Annotated in this window: 14 protein-coding genes; 4 read left to right on the top strand and 10 right to left on the bottom strand. The window is 63.3% G+C overall.

The features are described from left to right. Positions 1-40: 40 nt before the first annotated feature. The gene (locus tag JM946_RS16355; protein WP_218042898.1) at positions 41-706 is read left to right on the top strand and encodes a TetR/AcrR family transcriptional regulator; all 666 of its coding nucleotides are present in this window, start codon (positions 41-43) and stop codon (positions 704-706) included. Positions 707-757: 51 nt separating this feature from the next. On the opposite strand, the gene JM946_RS16350 is transcribed toward JM946_RS16355, so the two are convergent. Then, on the bottom strand, positions 758-3103 hold the full coding sequence (locus JM946_RS16350) for a TonB-dependent receptor (RefSeq protein ID WP_203168410.1): 2346 nt from the start codon (positions 3101-3103) through the stop codon (positions 758-760). A 240-nt stretch (positions 3104-3343) separates the two neighbouring features. Here JM946_RS16350 and JM946_RS16345 point away from each other — a divergent pair, with 240 nt between their 5' ends. Beyond that, on the top strand, positions 3344-4549 hold the full coding sequence (locus JM946_RS16345) for a cytochrome P450 (protein WP_203168409.1): 1206 nt from the start codon (positions 3344-3346) through the stop codon (positions 4547-4549). On the opposite strand, the gene JM946_RS16340 is transcribed toward JM946_RS16345, so the two are convergent. From JM946_RS16340 to JM946_RS16305, 8 genes are all read right to left on the bottom strand, one after another. Next, on the bottom strand, positions 4546-5328 hold the full coding sequence (locus JM946_RS16340; RefSeq protein ID WP_203168408.1) for a hypothetical protein: 783 nt from the start codon (positions 5326-5328) through the stop codon (positions 4546-4548). The genes JM946_RS16345 and JM946_RS16340 overlap by 4 nt on opposite strands. After that, on the bottom strand, positions 5325-7040 hold the full coding sequence (locus JM946_RS16335; protein ID WP_203168407.1) for a hypothetical protein: 1716 nt from the start codon (positions 7038-7040) through the stop codon (positions 5325-5327). Before JM946_RS16335 ends, JM946_RS16340 begins: the two co-directional genes overlap by 4 nt. Positions 7041-7048: 8 nt before the next feature. Next, positions 7049-9163: a TonB-dependent receptor gene (locus tag JM946_RS16330; protein WP_203168406.1), complete on the bottom strand. Its 2115-nt coding sequence runs from the start codon at positions 9161-9163 to the stop codon at positions 7049-7051. A gap of 249 nt (positions 9164-9412) precedes the next feature. Further along, positions 9413-10327, bottom strand: coding sequence for a LysR substrate-binding domain-containing protein (locus JM946_RS16325; RefSeq protein ID WP_203168405.1), 915 nt, complete (start codon positions 10325-10327; stop codon positions 9413-9415). Further along, entirely contained in the window at positions 10320-11606 is a 1287-nt protein-coding gene (locus JM946_RS16320; RefSeq protein ID WP_203168404.1) for an MFS transporter, read from the bottom strand. Before JM946_RS16320 ends, JM946_RS16325 begins: the two co-directional genes overlap by 8 nt. Before the next feature lie 24 nt (positions 11607-11630). After that, positions 11631-13475 carry a feruloyl-CoA synthase gene (locus JM946_RS16315; protein ID WP_203168403.1) on the bottom strand — a complete coding sequence of 615 codons (1845 nt, stop codon included), beginning with the start codon at positions 13473-13475 and terminating at the stop codon, positions 11631-11633. Positions 13476-13488: 13 nt separating this feature from the next. Next, the gene (locus JM946_RS16310) at positions 13489-14355 is read right to left on the bottom strand and encodes an amidohydrolase family protein (RefSeq protein WP_203168402.1); all 867 of its coding nucleotides are present in this window, start codon (positions 14353-14355) and stop codon (positions 13489-13491) included. Then, positions 14352-16481, bottom strand: a complete 2130-nt coding sequence (locus tag JM946_RS16305; RefSeq protein WP_203168401.1) for a 3-hydroxyacyl-CoA dehydrogenase NAD-binding domain-containing protein — start codon at positions 16479-16481, stop codon at positions 14352-14354. The genes JM946_RS16310 and JM946_RS16305 overlap by 4 nt, the downstream gene beginning before the upstream one ends. A gap of 89 nt (positions 16482-16570) precedes the next feature. Here JM946_RS16305 and JM946_RS16300 point away from each other — a divergent pair, with 89 nt between their 5' ends. Continuing rightward, complete coding sequence (locus tag JM946_RS16300) at positions 16571-17509, top strand: LysR family transcriptional regulator (RefSeq protein ID WP_203168400.1); 939 nt, start codon at positions 16571-16573, stop codon at positions 17507-17509. Here JM946_RS16300 and pobA read toward each other — a convergent pair whose 3' ends face one another. After that, the gene (gene pobA / locus JM946_RS16295; RefSeq protein ID WP_203168399.1) at positions 17510-18679 is read right to left on the bottom strand and encodes a 4-hydroxybenzoate 3-monooxygenase; all 1170 of its coding nucleotides are present in this window, start codon (positions 18677-18679) and stop codon (positions 17510-17512) included. A gap of 157 nt (positions 18680-18836) precedes the next feature. On the opposite strand from pobA, the gene JM946_RS31300 reads away from it, so the two are divergent. Continuing rightward, a complete protein-coding gene (locus JM946_RS31300) occupies positions 18837-19724 on the top strand; it encodes a helix-turn-helix domain-containing protein (RefSeq protein WP_203168398.1) in 888 nt (295 codons plus the stop codon). Positions 19725-20260 lie beyond the last annotated feature (536 nt).

The following is a 20260-nucleotide window of genomic DNA, read 5'->3' as shown; positions in this document are numbered from 1 at the left end:
TGTCTCTTGCCAATTTTCCGTCGGCGCATACCATCGGGCTATGTCTTCCAGCAAACGGACTCCGAACGACAAAGCTCCGCCTAAGATGGATCGGCGGTGGGAGCGCACGCGCGCGGCGCTGATGAGTGCCGGACGCACGCTGTTTGCTTCGCGCGATGTCGAGGGCGTGACGGTCGATCAGATCGTTGCCACGGCGGAAGTGGCGAAGGGCAGCTTCTACAATCACTTCATCGACAAGGACGTGTTCGCTCGCGAGATCGCCAGCGCCGTGCGACGGCAGGCGGAACAGGCGGTCAACGAAGCGAACGCCGGTGTCACGGACCCGGCGGCTCAGTTGGCCCGGGCACTATGCGTGTTCATGCGGTTTGCCATTGAACATCGCGAGAGTGCTCAGGTGCTATGGCGTTTGAATTCGGGTGCAACCATGGTCGATGCCCCGATCAACCGGAATCTGCGAGAAGACGTTCAGCAAGGGATCACGCAGCAGAGATTCAAACATGTGGATCTCGAAGTGGCGGTGCTGCTGGTGATGGGCACCATCGTGATCTCGCTGCGTCATGCCCTGGAGGAGCGCCTCGTTACACCGCCCATCAGCATCGCCAAGGGCATGGCGGCCGGCTTGCTCCGTTCGCTGGGCGTGCCAGCTGTTCAAGCCGATCGCCTCGCTTCCGAGGCGGCAGAAGATATCCTCGCCGATGTGGCTTGAGCCGGAGCCATCTATCGACGGCGCCGCAGCCTTCGAGGCGTTGTCTCAAGCCTAGAAGTCCACGCTAGCCGAAACGAAGTAGTTCCTTGGGCGCGAGTAGATCACTTCCGCGTAGCCGGCCGAGGTGCTGAAGGAGGAGTTGCCGGCGACGCGGTATTGTTCGTCGGTGGCGTTGTTCACGCCAGCTCTGAATCGCCATGCGCCCATCTCCAAAGTCAGCGAGGCATTGAGCAGCGTCACGTCGTCGAGCTGCGCGACTTCGATGGAGTTGGCGGCGTCGAAGTATTGCTCCGAGGTGTGCGTGACGTTGAGGCGCGGCGTCAAAGTGGCGCTGCCGAGATCGAAGTCGTAGCCGATGCCGAGGTTGGCCTGCCACTCGGGTGCGAATGGCAAAGTATTGTCGGGGCCGACGGTCTGGGTCGTGTCGGGCACGGTGGCGATCTCGTCGAAGGAGTTGTCCAGATAGCCGGCGCTGGCCTCGACGATCAGCCGACCTGGGGCGTACGTCAGCTCCAGTTCCGCGCCTTCGATCGACGACTTGCCGGCGTTGAACAACAGCGGCACGATGCCGAGCCGATAAGTGAGTTGCATGTTGTCGTAATCGGTGCTGAAGATCGCGCCGTTCAAGCGAACGTTGGCGCCGATCTGCGACTTGAAGCCGAACTCGAAAGTCTCGGCGGTCTCCTCATCGAAGGCCACCGGCAGGTTGCCCGCCGGCGCCTGGTTGTAGCGCTGGTTGAAGCCGCCGCTCTTGAATCCTTCCGACCAGCTCAAGTACGTCATCAGCGCATCGTTCCAGCGATACTGGACGCTGGCCGAGCCCGTGGTGGATTCATATTTGTTCTGGAACGGCCGTGGAATGATGTTGAGTCCCGGCCCGGGCGTGAACGGCAAGTTGAGCGTCGTCGGAATCACCAGCGGTCGCGTCAGGGGCGTCAGCGTGAAGGCAATGATCTCGATGCCTTTGGTTTCCTCGGTATAGCGTGCGCCCGCCGTGATGCTGAACGCATCGGTAACCTCGTAGGTCCACTGAGTGAACAAAGCGAAGTTGTCGTTATCGATGAGCGCGCGCTGATAGTCGATCGACCCCGGGATGGCGCCGCTTGCCACCAATGGCGGCGGCGCGGCGAACGGTACGAGCAGGAAATCGTCGATGGTTTCCTCGAAATAGAAGGCGCCGAGCACGCCACTCAATCGGTCCGTCTCGAGCAGCGCCTGCAGTTCCTGACTGAACTGATCTCCAGCGCTGGAGAAATCCGTGTGCAGAACCAGCAGCCCGGTATTGTCGGCGTCGCGGCTGCCACTCCATTCCAGCTCGCGGTAGGCGGTGATGGACTTGAGCGCGAACGTATCGTTGAGCGCCCACTCCACCGTTCCGGACACGCCCCAATTCTCCAGCGTGCTGCTCGCCGGCGCGTTGCCGCCGTTTCGATATTTGCCGAGATCCCAGGTCGCATCGTTGGCGCAGCGTGGATCCACGACGTCCAAGGGAACCGAGGGCGGCGGGAACGTTGCCCCTGGACAGCCGGCGCCACTGCTGATGGCCGCGGGAAACACCTGCGACTCGTTGATCGACGCGAAAACAAAGGGCGAGCCGTTCTCGTCCTCTTTGGTGTAATCGCCCCGCAAGGTGAAGGTGAAGCGGTCGCTCGGCAGCCACTGCAACGAAGACTGCAGGGTATAGGTGTCTTCATTGCCGAGATCGAGGCCATCGAAGGTGCGCCTCACATAGCCGTCACGTTGACGCGCGCCCGCCGAGAACCGCGTGAACACGGTGTCGGAAACGGGCAAGTCCACGGCAGCAAATCCTTCGTAGAGGCTGTCGTCGCCGAAGCCCAGTCGCGCCGTGCCGCCAAACTCCTTGCCGGGCAGCGTGGTCGTCAGCAGCACTGCGCCACCGATGGTGTTGCGACCGAACAGCGTGCCCTGCGGCCCGCGCAGGATCTGGACGTTGGAAATATCACGAAAGTCGAGCACGCCGCCGACCGAGCGGCCCATATAGACATCGTCAATATACAAACCGACGCCGGGATCCACGCCGGAGGAGCCATCGCTCTGGCCGATGCCGCGGATATAAACTTGCGCCGCGGAGTTGTTTCCAGTCAGCGGGCCGTAGCTTGCGAACTGGAGGTTGGGCGCGATCTGATCCAGATCTTCGGTGCTTGTGATTTGCTGGCGCTCGAGCGCCGCGGCGGAGAATGCCGAGATTGCGATCGGCGTGTCCTGCAGGGATTCCTCACGCTTGCGAGCGGTGACCACCACCTCTTCCAATGCGCTGGCCTGCCGGACCTCCTCGTCCCCCGCTGCGACAGCAGGCAATGCGAGACCCATCAGGATCGGCGCTGGTAACGCCGTCGCCCACGCGCGCAGGCCCGTGAATCTTCCTTTCACAGTCATCGGCAGCCCCCTGTCCTGAACGCCTGCCCTGTGGGTCAGGCTATATTTTGAACCATTACGTCACTATTAGACGCTTTCGTCAATAGCGACCGGGGGGGCGGGCCGCACAGGGACTGGTGCGCCATCGACGCTGCTTATAGCCGGAAGACGCAGAAGGTGTTACCTCCGCCGGACGCTTCTGCCCTACTGTCTCCGCACCGCCCCGCAGCGGGCCGATGAATGTCATAGTCACGTTACGTCATGTCTGTCACCGATCCCTCCTTGTCGACCGAATACGATCCCACGTTGCCCGAGACGTTCGACAGTGTGCATGCGACTTTTGCCGACCTGCGCGCCCGCTGTCCGGTGGCGCACAGCACGCAGTTCGATGGGTTCTGGGCGCTCGCCCGCTATGAGGACATCGTCAACGTGCTGCGCGATTCGGACATGTACATCACGTCGGTGCGTAACGTGGTGCCGGGGTCATCGACGACGGGACGACGCCCACCGCTGCATCTGAATCCGCCGGACCATACGCCGTATCGCCGGGCGATCGATCGCGCCTTGAGCGCCAGTCGCGTCGCCTCACTGCTGCCGGCCACACAGCGTATCGCGCAGGAACTTGCGAGTTCGATCGTTGCCCTGGGCGAAGCGGATCTGGTGGAGCATTTCTCGGCCATCCTGCCGGTGCGATTGTTCGGCGAATGGCTCGGCTTGTCACAGCAGCAGACCGATCATCTCGCCCGAACCTCGCGCGCTTACATCAGAGCCTGGGAGGCGTTCGACAAGCCCGGCGTCGTGGTGGCCGGCGAAGGACTGGCGTCGTTGGCGCGTGAGCTCATCGAACAACGGCGTGTGCAGCCGTTGGATCCCACGGTGGATCCGACCAGTTCGCTGCTCGCCGAGCGGGACGCCAACGGCAACCCGTTCCCCGACGATCTGCTCGCCGGTTGCGTGCGGCAGGTACTGGTGGTCGGCCTGGTGGCGCCTCCCATCCTGATGGGAAGCATCGCCGTGCATCTGTCTCGCGATCTCGAGTTACAACAGCAGCTGCGCGCGGACCGCTCGCTCATCCCCGATGCCGTCGAAGAGTTCGTTCGGCTGTACACGCCCTATCGCGGCTTTGCGCGGACGGCGCGTCAGGATGTAACGATTCGCGGCCGAACCATACCGAAGGACGAGCCGATCGCGTTGCTGTACGCCTCCGCCAACCGTGACGAAGCCGTGTTCCCGGAGCCGGATAAATTCATCCTGCGTCGACCGAACATCAACCAGCACATCGCCTACGGTCGCGGTCCTCACATGTGCGCCGGTGTTCCACTCGCGCGCCAGCTGCTGCGCGTCTCGCTGGACGCGTTGCTGCAGAAGACGAGTCATTTCGAGCTTGCGGGCGAGATTCGGATGAGCGGCATGCCGGAAGTCGGCCCGCTGTATGTGCCGCTACGAATGCAAGCTGCGGCGAGCTAGGGCGAAACCACCACCTGCACTCTGCGAAGGGCGGCATCTTCCACGCCCTTCGCACGCCTGACCTCGTCTTTCCACTGCACGTCGTAGTGGATGTCCTCCAGGCCGGCGCCGCGAAGCAGTTCGGCGACCTGCTCGGCGCGGCGGCGGCCAATCTCTCTGTGTTCCTGCATGAGCTGACCATTGGAGAGCAATGTGGCGCCCCGATAGCCGGTGATCGTCACCTGCTTCGCGCCCGTCTGTTTCGCGTGCTCCAGGATTTTCTGCAGCGGCTGGGCGTGCCGGAACATCACCATGGAATCGAATCCGTAGCGCAGCTCGAAGGCGCGCGGTCCCGTCTCCTGCTCCGCCTTCGGCTTCATCACAGGATCGCCGAATGCCAGGCGCCCCATACTCGGTCCCGGCGGCCGCGGCGGCTCGAAAGGCAGGTTGTAACGATCTTCCGCAGGCAGAATGGTATTGCACGAGCCGTCCAGCTCGTGCATCACCGACAGCGTCACCGGCTTCAGCACGATGCCGCCGCAGATGTTCGGCTCGTTGCTCACCGTGCCTTCCACCAGCACCTTGTGACCGAGCCATGGCGGATTCACCGGCGCGCTGACATCCGTTTGAATCGTGAGGAAGTACGTCTGACCTTCGTACTCCGCCAGCCAGCAAGGCACGGTGCTCGTATCGCGCACGATCGGGCAAGCAACGAAGTTGCGATGATTCGAAGGCGGCTTGGCCGCGGGCGCCGCCACCGCGAAGCTCAGCAGTGCGAGCGTAACGATTCGCCTGATCATAGTGCGCTCAGGAAATTGATCAGGTCATCGCGCTCCTGATCGGTGTAGCCGATGTTGAAGCGCCGATCGTAGAAATCGACCAGCTCTCGCAAACTTGCCGCCGAGCCATTGACGAAGTATGGCGCGCGAGCTGCCAGCCCGCGGAACTGTTGCATCACAATCGCGCCGACGTCGTTGCACTTGCCGGAGATCAATCCTCGACCCGGATCCTGCGTGTAGAAGACGCGTCCCAGGAACGGATGCGGCGGCACCTCCGGCTTGCAGGTGATCTTGAACAGCGGCATCTGAGGCTTGCGCTCGTTCCAGGGATTCAGCGGCTCTTCGCGCGCCCAAGGCAGATTGGTGGTGCCCAGATCCATCCAGCCGTTCGCGATGTCCATACCCATCATGTGCATGCCATGACACGTCGAGCAGGTGCGCTTGGTGGGGTTGCCCAGACCGACGGTGTTCAAGTGCATGGCGTCCTTGATCCAGAACGTCCGGAACATGAATACATCGTGGCCGCGGGCGATCGATGCGCGCATTTGATTGCGGCGTTCGACCTCCGGATCCGATGCAGGCGCAGGCTGCTTCCACGCCTCGCTCATAGGGATCACGAAATTGGTGATGTTGTTGCCGAGCAGGCCCTCGCGCCCCTTGGCGAGGTTGTACACGCCGAGGCCGGGCGGGCTGTCGGGCTCGATCAGGCTGCCCGCGCCGACGTGCATGACTTGCGCCGTATAGAGCTGACTTTCGAAGTTGACGATCTTCGCCAGGCGATCATCGTCGAGCTTGCCGTTGAACTGCAGGTGCGTGACGGCCGCTTCGACCGCCTGAGTCTTGAGCGTGGGCTGCCGCGCATCGGACAGAATGTTCATGCCGGAGGGCAACCCGGTCTCAGGATCGCGCGTTGCCGGCAGACCATTTTTGCCGATGAACGAAAACACGCCGAAGCCCTGATGCGTGAAATACTTGGTGTTCGCCGCCACGCGTGGCCGGCGATAGATGGACACCATCGGATTGTCGCTGTTCACCCCGTACTTCGGATGCAGATTGCAGCCGGTCGGATCGCGCACCACTTCGAGGGTGAATTCGGGATCGATGCTCGAGCCGTCCGCCGCTTTGGGCGGCCATGGCAGGAAGATTCGAAACAGGCCGCGCTCGAGCAGCAGCGAATGTGACTTCGGATCGCCGGGCGGCAGGTCCGGACAGTTCATGCCGTCGATGGGCGCGAAGATCGGATCTTTACCGTCGGTTTCATGCCAGCGCTGCTGGATCATCTCGACCGACAGCGACATCGCGTTCGCCGGCTGATGACAGCTCACGCAGGCGCGACCGTTCTCGCCGATGGGCTCGAAGAACGGATGACCTTTGGTTTCGATCACGCCGGCGGTGTTGAGAATCCCCACCTCACCGAAGCTGTTCGGGTAGGGAATCAGAGGCGCAAGCGGGGTGCCCTCGCCCGGCGACCACCAGCGATTCGCCGCCGGCGACCGGCTGTCGCTCACCGGCGCCTGCTGAGCCTGCTGATTCTGATCGGGCACATGGCCCGCGACACTGCGCTTGCTCGCGCCGGGAACGTTGCTGGCCGCGACTTGAGCGGCTGTTGGCGCGGCGCGCGGGGCGCCGGCCAGCTGGCCGGCGCCGACAACGACTGCCAGTCGAGCAGCATTCAGGCGGCGGCGACTCGACCCACTGCGCGAATCGCCCCTATCCTGCGTGGAATCTGACAACTCGAACCTCAGAAATCATACTTGGCGCGAAGGCCGTACTGCCTCGGTGCGCCGTAGATGATACCGCCTCGCGCGCTGCTCGCATCCTGCACTTGTGCCGAGATGTACTCCTTGTCGAGCGCGTTGGTCGCGAACGCTTCGATGCGCAGGTTGTCCATCGGCACGAACGTCACCCGGAAATCGGTGATTGTGCGCGATGGCACCGTGGTGGCGACATAGCGGAACGGCGTCGAGAGCTGCTCATCCAAGTACGACACCTGGACTCGCGGCGTCAGCGTCATGTCGCCCAGCAGGAATTCATATTGAATGCCCGCGTTGGCGGTGAACTCGGGCGCGAACGGCACCACCGAGCCTTCGGGCACCAGCCGATTGGTGTTGGTCTGCGAGTCGGTGAGGAACGCCGCCTCGGTGAACTCGCTCTGCAACGCGCTCATGCCGAGGTTGAAGCCCAAGCCGCCGAACTGGCCGGTGAGCTCGAGCTCGGCGCCGTAGATCTCCGCCGGCGCTGCATTGAGCGTATTGGGAATGAAGGCCGGCCCCAGCGGCACCAGTGCCGACAACTGGATGCCCTCGTACTCCGAATAGAACACCGCGCCGTTCACGCGCAGCCGACCGTCGGCGAGCGTCGTCTTCATGCCGAGTTCGGCCACTTCGTTCGTTTCGGGATCGTAGTCGGGCAAGCGCGGATCCAGGTTGATGCCGCCGGCCTTGTAACCGCGAGAGACCGTGCCATAGATCATCACGTCGTCGTTGGCGAAATATTTCAAGCCGACGCGACCCGTGGTCTCGTTCGAATCCGCTTCGGTGGTGCACGGGAAGCATCCCGGGGGCGGCGGCCCGGGAATCAGGAAGCGGGTGTATTCCTGCTTGTCCTCGGATTGCCGCAAGCCGATGTCCACGGCCCACTGCTCGCTGAAGCGGTAGTCGATCTGGCCGAACAGCGAGATCGACTCGTTGGTGAGCTCGGTGTCGATGGTCGAGTTGGACTGCCTGAAGGTATCGGTGTTGCGATTGTCACGCAGCACCTGCACCGGGCTGGTCTCGTCCATATAGAACGCGCCCACCACCCACTGCAGCGGCCCCTCGCCCCGCGACAGGAAGTTCACTTCGGTGACGAACGTTTCGAGCTCCTGGTGCGTGAAGCCGACGCGACCCGGCCCGGGTTGCGGCAAGTCGGTGGCCGTGCGGTCACCGTCGGCCTGATCGGAGGTCTCGGCATCGAAATACGAAGTGAGCACGCGCAACTGGGTGTCGGCGGGGAGATCGAAGCGGCCTTCCAGCGACGCGCGGAAGCCATCCTGATTCAGGAACGAGAGGGCGTCCTCTTCGATGGTGAACGGATCGCGAGTCACCAGATCGTTGCGGTTCTTGATGGCGTTGTTGTCGGTCTCGCGCTCGAAGTACTCATAACGCAGATCGAACGTCGCGCCCGGCGTCGGCTGATAGCGCAGCGCTGCGCGTACGGCGCGATCGGTGCCGCTGCCCGGTTCGCTCGGGCTCGGTCCGATGTTGTCGGTGAAGCTGCCGCGCTCGTCGTAGACACCCGCCACACGCAACGCCAGCGTATCGCCGAGAGGCACGTTCACCGCGCCGACGGTTCGATACCAGTCATAGTCGCCGATGGTCTGGTCGATGTAGCCGGAGAACTCGTTGAACTCGGGTGTGGGCGTGCGCACGTAGATGGCGCCGCCGGTCGAGTTCTGGCCCGTCAAAGTGCCTTGTGGACCACGCAACACCTCGATGGACTCGAAATCGAAGAACGACTGCGCGATGAACTGCTCGTGCGGAATGAACACGCCGTCGATGTAATACGCAACGCCCGGATTGGACGTGGGCGCCGACTGACTGATGCCCACGCCGCGGATGTTGATGAACGTCGAGCGATTGTAGGTATTGATCGCGACGCTCGGGGCGACCTGCTGCAGTTCGGAGACGTTGTCGATGCCCTGCTCGGCGAGCGCATCCGCGGTGAGCACCGTCGCCGAAGCAGGCGTGTCCTGCAGACTGACTTCACGGCGCTCGGCGGTGACCATGATCTCCTCGAGCACCGCCTGGGACGGCGCCGCATTCTGCGCCAGCGCGGCATTGCCGAGCACCGTGGCGACCACGGCGGCCACTGACATCGAGCCCATTGATATCGAGCCATTCGAACGACGGACCGCGCGCTGCGCCGCCCTGCTATTGCCAACCATAGTTTCCCCCAAGCAAAGTTTTATCGGCCGCGCCTGGCCGAAGCACAACGTGTTCCGTGGCGGAGCCGAGCCTCGGCGCGTCCCGCTACGCGATTGTAGGAAGCGCGCAGCGCACAGGAGTAACACCGAATTTGTCTGAAGCCATAAGCCGCGCCGATGTCTGTTCCATGTCACAAGTTGCTAATGCGCGGCTTTTTCCGGCTCTTCTACGCGCAACTCCATGGCGATTTCATGCAACACGTCATAGACGAACTGTGCCGGCCGTGACAGCGCCGGGGTGCGTCGATGCGCCAGGAACATCGGCCGCATCGGCGACACATGGCCGAGCGGCCGGCATTTCACCGTGCCTGCGTCCAGATCGGCTTTCACTGCCTCGGCCACCATGGCGGCTACGCCCAGCCCGCGCCGCACGGTTTCGATGACGTTTTGCAGCGAGTCGAGCTCGACGACGACATAAGGCGACAGGCTCGCCGCCGCGAACACCCCATCCACCACCGCGCGGATCGAATGCGGGCGACGTGGCACGATCCACGGCAAGGCCGCGAGATCTTCGAGCGGCGCGTCGTTCGCAATCCGCCAGCTCGCCGGGTACATCAGCATCAGCGGCTCGCTCAGCAACTCTTCGCCCACGATCAGCTCGTTATCGGGTCGGGTCGGCGAGATCGACAGCTCGATGCGTCCGTTGATCAGCAGCTCATGCAGGACTGCGCTGCCTTCTTCGCGAATCTGCAGATGCATCTCCGGATGCTGGCTGCATACCTTCTCGATCAAGGGCAGCGCGAAGCGCGTGACCATCGTCGGCGACATGCCCAGGTTCACTGCCCCCGACAAGGGCTGCATCTCGCGATGGACCGCATGCCGCATGTCCTCGACCTGACGCAGAATGGTTTGCGCGTGCGCGTAGAGAATCTTCCCGGCGGGCGTCGGCGTGACGCCCGACACCGAGCGATCCAGCAATTTCACTTTCAGCTCGTTCTCGAGCACGGCCAGCTGCTGGCTCAATGCCGGCTGCGCGATGCCAGTAACGGCGGCAGCGCGCGTGATGCTGCCGCTGTCGACGATCTGCACGAAGTATTTCAGACGACGGCTATCCACGGATCGCCCTCCTCTCACTGACTCGCAACGACGCGAGCAGCAACGTGCCCGCGCCCATGACTGCAGCGACGAACCAGATCGGCGCCGAGAACGAACCGCTTTCGGCGCGAATCACGCCGATGACATAAGGGCCGGCGAGACTGCCGATGTTGCCGACCAGATTGATCAGCGTGATGCCTGCCGCAGCGGCCGCTCGATGGAAGAATCCCGTGGGAATGGACCAGAACACGCCTTGCGCCCCACCCAGACCGAAGCCGCCGATGAACAGCAGCAGCAACGACCAGGGACTCGGCGGAATGGCGGACGCCATCAACAACGCAACCATGCCGATAGCGAGCGCAACGCCGAGGTGACGATAACGCTCCTGAGTCTTATCCGAGTGCCAGGAGTTGAGCACCATGCCCAGCGCCACGCCCACCCAAGGCAGCGCCGACAGCGCGCCCACGGCGAGCGGACTCAAGGACGACATCTCTTTGATGACCTGCGGCAACCAGAAGATCAGCCCGTTCGCGCCGATCAGCGTCGTGCACCACACTCCAGCCGCCAGCCACGCTCGCGGATCCACCAGCGCCGTCTTTATCGATGACGAGGCAGGCGCCTGCGCCGCCTTCTGCTCCTCCGCGAGCGCGTTTGCGATCCAGTCCTTCTCGCCGTCCGTGAGCCAGCGCGCATCACTCGGCTTGTCGACGAAGATGAAATAAGCGACACCCGCCATGGCCACTGTGACGAGCCCTTCCATCAGCAGCATCCAGCGCCAGCCGGGCATGTCGAGCGGATTGCTCACGCCCATCAGCCAGCCGCAGAGCGGACCGCCGATGATCACGGACGCTGGAATCGCAAGCATGGTCACCGCGATCGAGTTCGCGCGATAGCGTTTCGGCATCCAGCCACTGCAGTAATAAACGACGCCGGGCGCAAACCCCGACTCCGCGCAGCCGAGCAGAAAGCGCAGCACGAACAGCTCTTCAGCGCTGCGCACGAAAGCCATGGCGGCCGCAACCGCGCCCCACAGGCCGACACAGCCTGCGATCCAGCGGCGTGCGCCGACGCGAGTGAGCACCCAGGTGCTCGGAAACTGAAACAACAGGTAGCCGACAAAGAACATGCCGACTGCAAGTCCGTACGCATGCGGATCCAGCCCGATGTCCGCGTTCATCTGTAACGCGGCGAAGCTGATGTTCACCCGATCGAGCGAGCTCAGGATGATCAGCAGCACGATGGGCGCGAGCACGCGCCACTGAAACTTGCTTCGCGCCGACTGTTCGACCGCCTGGCTCATCGATCCCCCTTTCATGCGCCTGGCTCAGTCGATGCGCACGACTTGAGGCGGCGGCGTCGCGGCGTACAGCACATCGACGCATGCCGCGCGATGCGCGAGCACCGCCCGCTGATTGATCGACCCCTTGTCGGTGATTTCTCCTTGATCGAGCGATGGCGGCGTGGGCAGCAACATCGCACGGCGCACGCAACGCGTGCTGGCCGGATTCTGCTTGGCGTGCGCGGCGAGGCGTTGCTGAATCACCGCGAGAAGATCGTGATGACTGGCGAGCGCATCGTATGTCGGCGAGTCGCTCGCGCCCAGCACGTGCCCGCAGCCTCTCGGATCGGGCACGATGAGCACGGCGAGATAATCCGCATTGAGCCCGGCGATGACCACGTCTTGCGCCATCGGCGACAGTGCGGCGATCAACTCGGCGCGCAGTGGCCCAACGCTCACCCAGGTGCCGTTGGAAAGTTTGAAGTCCTCGCCGATGCGCCCGTCGAATTGCAGGCCGCGGGTGGGATCGCTCTCGTCGAGCAAACGAACGGCGTCGCCCAGACGATAGAACTTCTCTTCATCGAATGCGGCGGCGGTCAGCTCCGGCTGGCGCCAGTAACCCGGCGTCACATTGGGCCCCTGAACCCGCAGCTCGAGCTTCTCTGCGACGGGCGCCAATTTCACGATGTTGCCCTTGGCCGGCAGACCGATCACGCCGGCGCGAGCGGCGGCCGGTGTGGTGAACGTGACCGACGGCCCGGTCTCCGTCGCGCCCAATCCCGCGAGCATCGGGATACGTTCACCGCGCTCCTTGAGCGCCGCTTCATCGAGCGCATCCCACGTATGCTGAGCAAGCGCCGCGCCGCCGAAGAAGTACGCGCGCAAACGGCTGTAGAAGTGTCGACGCAACTGCGCATCATTGGCGAGGTGATGCGCGAGCATTTCAAAGCCCTTCGGCACATTGAAATAGACGGTCGGCGCGATTTCGCGCAGATTGCGCAGCGTCTCCTGGATGCCGGCGGGGGTCGGCTTGCCATCGTCGATGTACAGCGAGCCGCCATTGCTCACGACCAGGCCCACGTTGTGGCTGCCGCCGAATGTATGGTTCCACGGCAGCCAGTCCAGCAGCACCGGCGGGTCATCGACCAGAAACGGCATCGCTTGTCGCAACATGTGCGCGTTACTGCACAACATGCGATTGGTGGTGATCACTGCTTTGGGCTGGCCGGTGGAGCCGGAGGTCAACAGAAACTTCGCGATGGTGCCGGCGTTGGTGCGTGCGTGGGCCGCATCGAGCGCGGCCGTAGGCTCGGCTTCGAGCGCCGCAAGCGTAGTGACTTTTCGGCTCGCGACATCTGCGTCGCCAACAACTTCGATGTCTTCAGACACGCATCGAAGCGCTCGTTCAAATGCGGCGGTGTCGAACGCGACGATCAGCCCGGGCGTCAGCAGCTCGAGCACATACGTCAGCTTCTGCAGATCGCCGGACACCTGCGAGTACGACGGCGACACCGGACAATAAGGAATGCCCGCCCACATCGCCGCGAACGCGATCGTCAGATGCTCGATGCTGTTGCCCGAGAGAATCGCGATCGGTCGCTCGGCGGATAATTCACGCGTGAGCAAGCCCGCCGCGACTCGCCGCACTTTGTTGAGCATCTGACGATACGTGACGGTTTGCCACTCGCCGCCGGCCGACCTTCGAGCCACGAGCACACGATCAGGCGCGATGCTGGCCCAGTGCTCGAGCGAATCCATCAGCCGCTCGGGGAAGGCCGACAGCGCCTCCGACGGGCGCAGATAGATCGTGCCGTCCTCGCGACGCTCCACTTCCGTTCGGAACGGATCGGGCGTCCACGACAGCGATCCCGGCAACTGTTCGGCTTGCATGGCCACTACCGCTTCACCGAGCCAAACCCAGCGCCTTGATGGCGTTCTGCTTCAGGATCAGCTCGTGCACTTCGGGCTTGAAGCCCGCTTCCTTGAAATCCTTGATCCAGCGGTCCGGGCTGATCAAGGGATAATCCGAGCCGAACAGCATCTTGGTCTTGAGCTGCGCATTGGCGTACTGGATCAGTTGCGGCGGAAAATATTTCGGCGACCAGCCCGACAGATCGATGTACACGTTGGGCTTGTGCAGACACACCGACAGCGCCTCGTCCTGCCACGGCCAGGAGGGATGCGCGATGATCACGGTCATGTCCGGAAAGTCCGCCGCCACGTCATCGAGGTGGATGGGATTGGAATATTTCAAGCGCAAGCCACCGCCGCCCGGCATGCCGGTGCCGATGCCCGAGTGGCCGCTGTGGAAGATCGCCGGCAGCTTGTGCTCGGCGATGACTTCGTACAGCTGATACGCGATGCGGTCGTTGGGGAAGAAACCCTGGCACGTCGGATGAAACTTGAATCCACGGATCACACCGTCTTTGATCAGTGCGCGCGCCTCGCGCACGCCCATCTTGCCCTTGTGCGGATCGATGCTGGCGAACGCCATCATGATGTCGCTGTTCTCGCGCGCCGCATCGGCCACTTCCTCGTTCGGAATGCGCCTGGCGCCAATCTGAAACTCGGAGTCGACGGTGAACATCACCAGGCCGATCTTGCGCTCGCGGTAGTACGCGATGGTCTCGGCGATGGTCGGCCGCTTGCCGGCCTTGAAGTACTTGGACGACGCCTCTTCGAACGGCTTCCAGGCCTCGTCCGGCTCCTGTCGGCACGACACCTCGGCGTGCGTGTGCACGTCGATCGCAATCAGCTCGTCGATCTTCATCGCGCGGCTCCTCGTTGCTGGGCTTCCCACTGCGCGATGGTAAGCCCCCGCTCCACCAGTTCCACCAGCAGCGGCGCCGGCTGCCAGTGCATGGGACCGAAAATGTCCTGGTATTTGCGCATGCCCGCGAGCAGCACATCGAGGCCGATGGTCTCGGCATAGAACATGGGGCCGCCGCGATAGCGCGGGAACCCGTAGCCTGCCGCCCAGACCACATCGATATCCGACGCGCGCAACGCCACGCCTTCACCCAGAATGCGCAGACCTTCGTTTAGCAGCGGATACAGGCAGCGCTCGAGGATCTCTTGTTTCGTGTGCTGGCGCTGAGGCACCTTCAGCTGCCTGGCGCGCTCGGCGATGATGGCGATGGCTTCCGGATCGTCGAAGCGGGCGCGATTGCCCGGCTCATATCGATAGTAGCCCTTGCCGTTCTTCTGACCGAGGCGGCCGGCGTCGTGTAGCGCGAAGTCCGCCTGGTAGTACGCAGGATCGGGCGGAAACTGCGAGGCGTTCGCCTTGTGCACGTTCACGCCGACATCGATGCCAGCCATGTCGAACACGGCGAGAATGCCCATCGCCATGCCCCACTCTTCCAGCGCCGAATCGACCTGCCGGGGCGTCGCGCCTTCCAGCACCATGCGCTCGGCCTCGCGCGCGTAGCCTTCCATCATGCGATTGCCGATGAAGCCATAGCAGACCTTGGCCAGCACCGGCGTCTTGCGCAATGGCTTGGCCAGATCCATCACCGTGCGGATCGTCTCATCCGAGGTGCGCGTCGTGCGCACCACTTCGAGCAGCGGCATCACGTTGGCCGGCGAGAAGAAATGCATGCCGATGACATCCTGCGGACGCTTGGTGGCGTCGGCGATCTGCTCGATGTCCAGGGTGGAGGTGTTGGTCGCCAGCACCGCCCCCGGCTTTGCGACCCGATCGAGCTCGACGAAGATCTTGCGCTTCAATTCCATGCTTTCGAATACGGCCTCGATGATCACGTCGGCGTCGCGCAAGTCGTCGTACGACAGCGAAGTGCCGATCAGTGCCATGCGCCTGGCCTTGTCTTCGGCGCTCAAGCGACCGCGCTTCACCATGGACTCGTAAGTCTTGTCCACGTTCGCGAGACCCTTGGCGAGTCCCTGCTCGTTCGCATCGAGCAGCGTCACCTTGATGCCGGCGTTGGCGAAACAGATGGCGATGCCGCCGCCCATGGTGCCCGCGCCGATGACGCCGGCGGATTTGATGGGCTTGGCTTTGATGCTGTCGCTCAGGCCCGGAATGCGGCGCGTCTCACGTTCGGCGAAGAACACATGCACTGCGCCCTTCGACTCGACACTGCGCTTGCACTCGTTGACGCGCTTGGTCTCGTACTCGAGACCTTGCTGGAACGGCATCGTCGTTGCGGCCTGCACGACTTCCACTGCGACCTGCGCAGCGTTGCGATTCGGATAGAGCTTGCGAGCCTGCTCCCGTTGACGTTCGAAGATCTCGGCCGTGGCGCTCGCGGCCGGGACCGTCATCTCGCTCGTGCGGCGTGGTCCTTTGCCTGCGGCGATCAATGAGCGCAGATATGCGATCGCGCCAGCGCGCAGGTCGCCTTCGACGATCTCGTCGATGAAGCCCAGCTCGCGGCCCTTGGCCGCATCCACTGGACGTGCACTCACAATCAATTCGAGCGCCTGCTCAGCGCCGATTAAGCGCGGCATGCGCTGCGTTCCGCCCGCGCCAGGAATGATTCCGAGCGTCACTTCTGGCATGCCGAAGCGGGCGCCGGCGGCGGCCACGCGATAGTGACATGCAAGCGCGATCTCCAGACCGCCACCCATCACTGTGCCGTGCATGGCCGCAACCGCGGGCACGCTCAAGGCTTCGTAGCCATTGAACAGCTGGCGATACTCTTCCTCCCGCGGCGGGCCACTGAATTCGCCGATGTCGGCGCCGGAGAAGAACGTGCTGCCCTCACACAGCAGCAGCACGCCGCGGACATCCTTGCTCGACTGGATCTGCGAGAGCGCCTGTTGCAGGCCCGCCCTGACTTCCGCGTCGATGGTGTTGACCGGCGGATTGTGGACGACGACGACTGCGAGCTCTCCGTCGCGCTCGACGCGCACGACGTTGGACGATGACATCATGAACCCCCTGATTCGGCTGTGAGGCGAACTTTCGCCCGCATCGCGGTCATTTGGAAAGCCCGCGGACAGGTATATAAGATATAAGCACCATGGATATCGCAGACGCCGATCTGAACCTGCTCGTCGTATTCGACGCCCTGCTCCGTACGCGCAGCGTGAGCGGCGCCGCGCGGGTCCTGAACATGAGCCAGCCGGCGACCAGCTTCGCCTTGAATCGCCTGCGGAAAATGTTCGGCGAGCCGCTGTTCGTGCGCACCTCCCGGGGCATTCACCCGACGCCTTACGCGGAGAGCCTGAGCGCGCCGCTGGAGGCCATCCTCGACCGGATCCGCGCCGACCTGCTGCAGCAGCCGACCTTCGATCCGGCGACCGTGCAGCGCTCGGTCACTTTCAACATGCAGGACATTGGCGAACTGGTGTTTCTGCCCCACATCCTGGCGCGCCTGAACGAGATCGCGCCCGGGGTGCAATTGCGCACGGTCAATCTGCCCGCGCCGCTGATCGAGCCGGCGTTGCGCTCGGGTGAGGTGGACATCGCGCTCGGCTACTTTCCGGATCTGGACAGCGCCACGCTGTTTCAGCAGCGACTGTTCTCGCATTCGTTCGTGTGCATCGTGCGAGCGGACCATCCGACCATCAAGGACGAGATGACCCGTCGTCAGTTTCTCGACGGGTTGCACGCGGTGGTGCATCCGGCCGGACACATGAACGACTCGCTGGAAGCGGAGTTGCAAGCGCAGGGGCTCACGCGAAAGGTATCGGTGCGCATCGAGCATTTCCTGGCCGTGCCCACCATCCTGAGTCAATCCAACTTGATCTTCACTGTGCCCTACGCCATCGGCGCGAGCCTCGCGAAGCTGGCGGACATCAAGCTGGTGAAGCCGCCGTTCAAGGCCAGGCCCCGCATCATCAAACAGCATTGGCATGCACGCTTTCAGCATGACGCGGCGAATCGCTGGCTGCGTTCGGTGGTGGCGGAGCTGTTCATAGAAAAGCAACTGCGATCTCGGGTGCGAACACGGCGCTGACTACAGCGGCAGGCCCACGTAGTTTTCCGCCAGCGTTCGTTGGGCCGCCTCGGATGCAAACAAATACTGCAGCTCGCTCGCCCGGATGCGGCTGCTGAATGGATCTTCGCCAGGGAATCGATGCAGCAGCGAGGTCATCCACCAGGAGAAGCGCACGGCCTGCCACACACGGCGCAGGGCCCGTTCCGAGTAGTGATCCAGGGCCGCGCGCGACTCGGCTTTGTAATAGCCGGTCAAGGCTTCGTAGAGATAGAACACGTCGCTGGCCGCGAGGTTGAGCCCCTTGGCGCCGGTGGGCGGCACGATGTGCGCGGCATCGCCGGCCAGGAACAACTGGCCGTAGCGCATCGGCTCGGCGACGAAACTGCGCAATGGCGCGATGCTCTTTTCGATGGAAGGGCCGATGTGCATGCGGCTCGCCACGTCCTCGCCGACGCGGAGTTTGAATTCAGCCCAGAAACGCTCGTCGCTCCACTGTTCGACCTTGTCCTCGAGCGAACACTGCACGTAGCAACGCACGCGAGTCTCCGAACGCATGCTGGCCAGTGCGAAGCCTCGCTCGGAATCGGCGTAGATCAGCTCGTCCCAGGCCGGCGGCACATCGGCCAGCACCCCGAGCCAGCCGAATGGATAGGTGCGCTCGAACACCGACAATGCCTCGACCGGAATGGAGCGCCGGCTGACGCCGTGATAGCCATCGCAGCCGGCGATGAAATCGCATTCCAGGCGCCGTTTGGCGCCCTGGTGCGTGAAGGTCACCGACGGACGCGCGCTGGTGATGTCATGTACTTCTACCGATTCGGCTTCGTAGATCGACGGCGCGCCACAGGCGGCGCGTGCGTCCATCAAGTCGCGTGTGACTTCGGTCTGGCCGTAGACCGTAACAACTTTGCCGACGAGATCCTTGAAGGCGATGCGATGGCGGTGGCCGCTCGCGCCGATTTCGACGCCGTCATGAGTCAAGGCGTGTGCATGCAGTCGTTCGCTGACGCCAGCCAGATCGAGAATGTCGACGGTGCCCTGCTCCAGCACGCCCGCCCGGATGCGGCCCAGGACATATTCCGGCGTGCGCTGTTCGAGGATGACCGCGTCGATGCCGGCCTTGTACAACAGCTGACCGAGCAACAGCCCCGCCGGTCCCGCGCCAATGATCGCAACTTGTGCTCGCAACGCTTAAGCCCCCTGAAGTCACGTACAAGATGCCGCGAGGAGGCGCGTGCTGACGATGGAGAAAAAACACAACTTATTGGATATTTCCCAACCTGCCGGCGCGGGTGCGCGGTAGGATGTTTACCGATGCGGTTCTCGACCCAAGGTTGAAGCTTCAGTGGTGCGACGAGGGATTCCACAATATTTCCTGTATGGCGAGACGACTCACGACGTCGACGAGCGGTTTCTGCACGTCGAATCCATCGCCGAGCGCAGCCGGCTGCACGATTGGACGATTCGGCCGCACGCCCATCAGGACCTGCATCATCTGCTGCTGGTGGTTCGAGGTGGCGGCGTGTTCTATGCCGAGGGCGAGTCGAACCGTTTCGGTCACACGTCCTTGATTTCAGTGCCGCTGGCGTGTGTGCATGGCTTCGATTTCAAGCCGGGCACGGATGGGTGGATTCTTACTGCCTCGGGCGCGCTGATCGAGCGCATCGCGCGTGAGAATCCTGAGTTGCGGCCGGCGTTGTCGGATGCGAATGCGCTGCCGCTGCCGGTGGATGCGAGCACGGCGTTCGCGGACAAGTTCGAGTCGCTGATGCTGGAGTTCAGAGGCAATTTGCCGGGGCGGCGCACGGCGGCCGAGGCGCTGCTCATTGGCATTCTCGTGGCGACGCTTCGTCGTAGATTGCAGCTGTCGCCGGATACGGAGCGCAATACCGGGGCGGACTCGGTGCTTGCTTCGAAGTATCGCGCGCTCGTCGAGGAGCACTTTCGCTCGTCGCTCAAAGTCGCCGATTACGCGCGTCGCCTGTGCGTCAGCTCGGAGCGTTTGCGTCAGGCCTGCGTTCGCAGTACGGCCAGCTCTCCTCTCGCCCTTCTCAACGCGCGTCGCTTGCTCGAGGCGAAGCGAACGTTGCTTTATACGGGCATGAGCGTCGGGATGATCGCGGAAGCCTGCGGTTTCCCCGACCCCGCGTATTTCTCTCGCTTCTTCGCTCAGCGCACCGGGTTGTCGCCGGTCGCGTATCGTCAGAAACAGCAGCGCACAGCTCAGGGGTAATTCGGAGAAGAAGCGCGGTGGCTCGCACCGTCGGGAGGGGGATGTGTTCTCCCGGCACCGCTGCACCCGCCGCGCGTCGCTGTCGCTCGCGCGCTGCTTGTACGTCCATGTAGCGCTATTGGGTCAACGTCCCTGTTGATCCCATTTGCCGGGAGAACACATCCCCCTCCCGATGGCGCCGAGACGTCGGCTTGCATTGCTGACGGCGTCGAGACGTGCGGCTTGCATTGCCGACGGCGTCGAGACGTGCAGCTTGCATTGCTGACGGCGCCGAGACGTGCGGCTTGCATTGCCGACGGCGTCGAGACGTGCGGCTTGCATTGCCGACGGCGTCGAGACGTGCGGCTTGCATTGCCGACGGCGTCGAGACGTGCGGCTTGCATTGCCGGACGGCGCCGAGACGTCGGCTTGCATTCCCGAGGCGCCCAGACGTGCGGCTTGCTTGCTGACGTCGCCGAGACGTCGGCTGCTTTGTCGACGGCGTTTCCGCGGAAACGGACGGGCGACAGCGACAAACTTCCGAGACTCTTTTCTCG

It is taken from the genome of Steroidobacter gossypii (genome assembly GCF_016801985.1).
Taxonomy (GTDB): domain Bacteria; phylum Pseudomonadota; class Gammaproteobacteria; order Steroidobacterales; family Steroidobacteraceae; genus Steroidobacter; species Steroidobacter gossypii.
This window is presented reverse-complemented; position numbering and strand designations above follow the sequence as displayed.

What these genes read in the sequence shown, in the direction of transcription:
- JM946_RS16320 (WP_203168404.1), bottom strand. Translation starts at nt 11,606, where the DNA reads ATGAGCCAGGCGGTCGAACAGTCGGCGCGAAGCAAGTTTCAGTGGCGC.
- JM946_RS16330 (WP_203168406.1), bottom strand. Translation starts at nt 9,163, where the DNA reads ATGTCAGTGGCCGCCGTGGTCGCCACGGTGCTCGGCAATGCCGCGCTG.
- JM946_RS16345 (WP_203168409.1), top strand. Translation starts at nt 3,344, where the DNA reads ATGTCTGTCACCGATCCCTCCTTGTCGACCGAATACGATCCCACGTTG.
- JM946_RS16315 (WP_203168403.1), bottom strand. Translation starts at nt 13,475, where the DNA reads ATGCAAGCCGAACAGTTGCCGGGATCGCTGTCGTGGACGCCCGATCCG.
- JM946_RS16310 (WP_203168402.1), bottom strand. Translation starts at nt 14,355, where the DNA reads ATGAAGATCGACGAGCTGATTGCGATCGACGTGCACACGCACGCCGAG.
- JM946_RS16300 (WP_203168400.1), top strand. Translation starts at nt 16,571, where the DNA reads ATGGATATCGCAGACGCCGATCTGAACCTGCTCGTCGTATTCGACGCC.
- JM946_RS16340 (WP_203168408.1), bottom strand. Translation starts at nt 5,328, where the DNA reads ATGATCAGGCGAATCGTTACGCTCGCACTGCTGAGCTTCGCGGTGGCG.
- JM946_RS16355 (WP_218042898.1), top strand. Translation starts at nt 41, where the DNA reads ATGTCTTCCAGCAAACGGACTCCGAACGACAAAGCTCCGCCTAAGATG.
- JM946_RS16350 (WP_203168410.1), bottom strand. Translation starts at nt 3,103, where the DNA reads ATGACTGTGAAAGGAAGATTCACGGGCCTGCGCGCGTGGGCGACGGCG.
- JM946_RS16305 (WP_203168401.1), bottom strand. Translation starts at nt 16,481, where the DNA reads ATGATGTCATCGTCCAACGTCGTGCGCGTCGAGCGCGACGGAGAGCTC.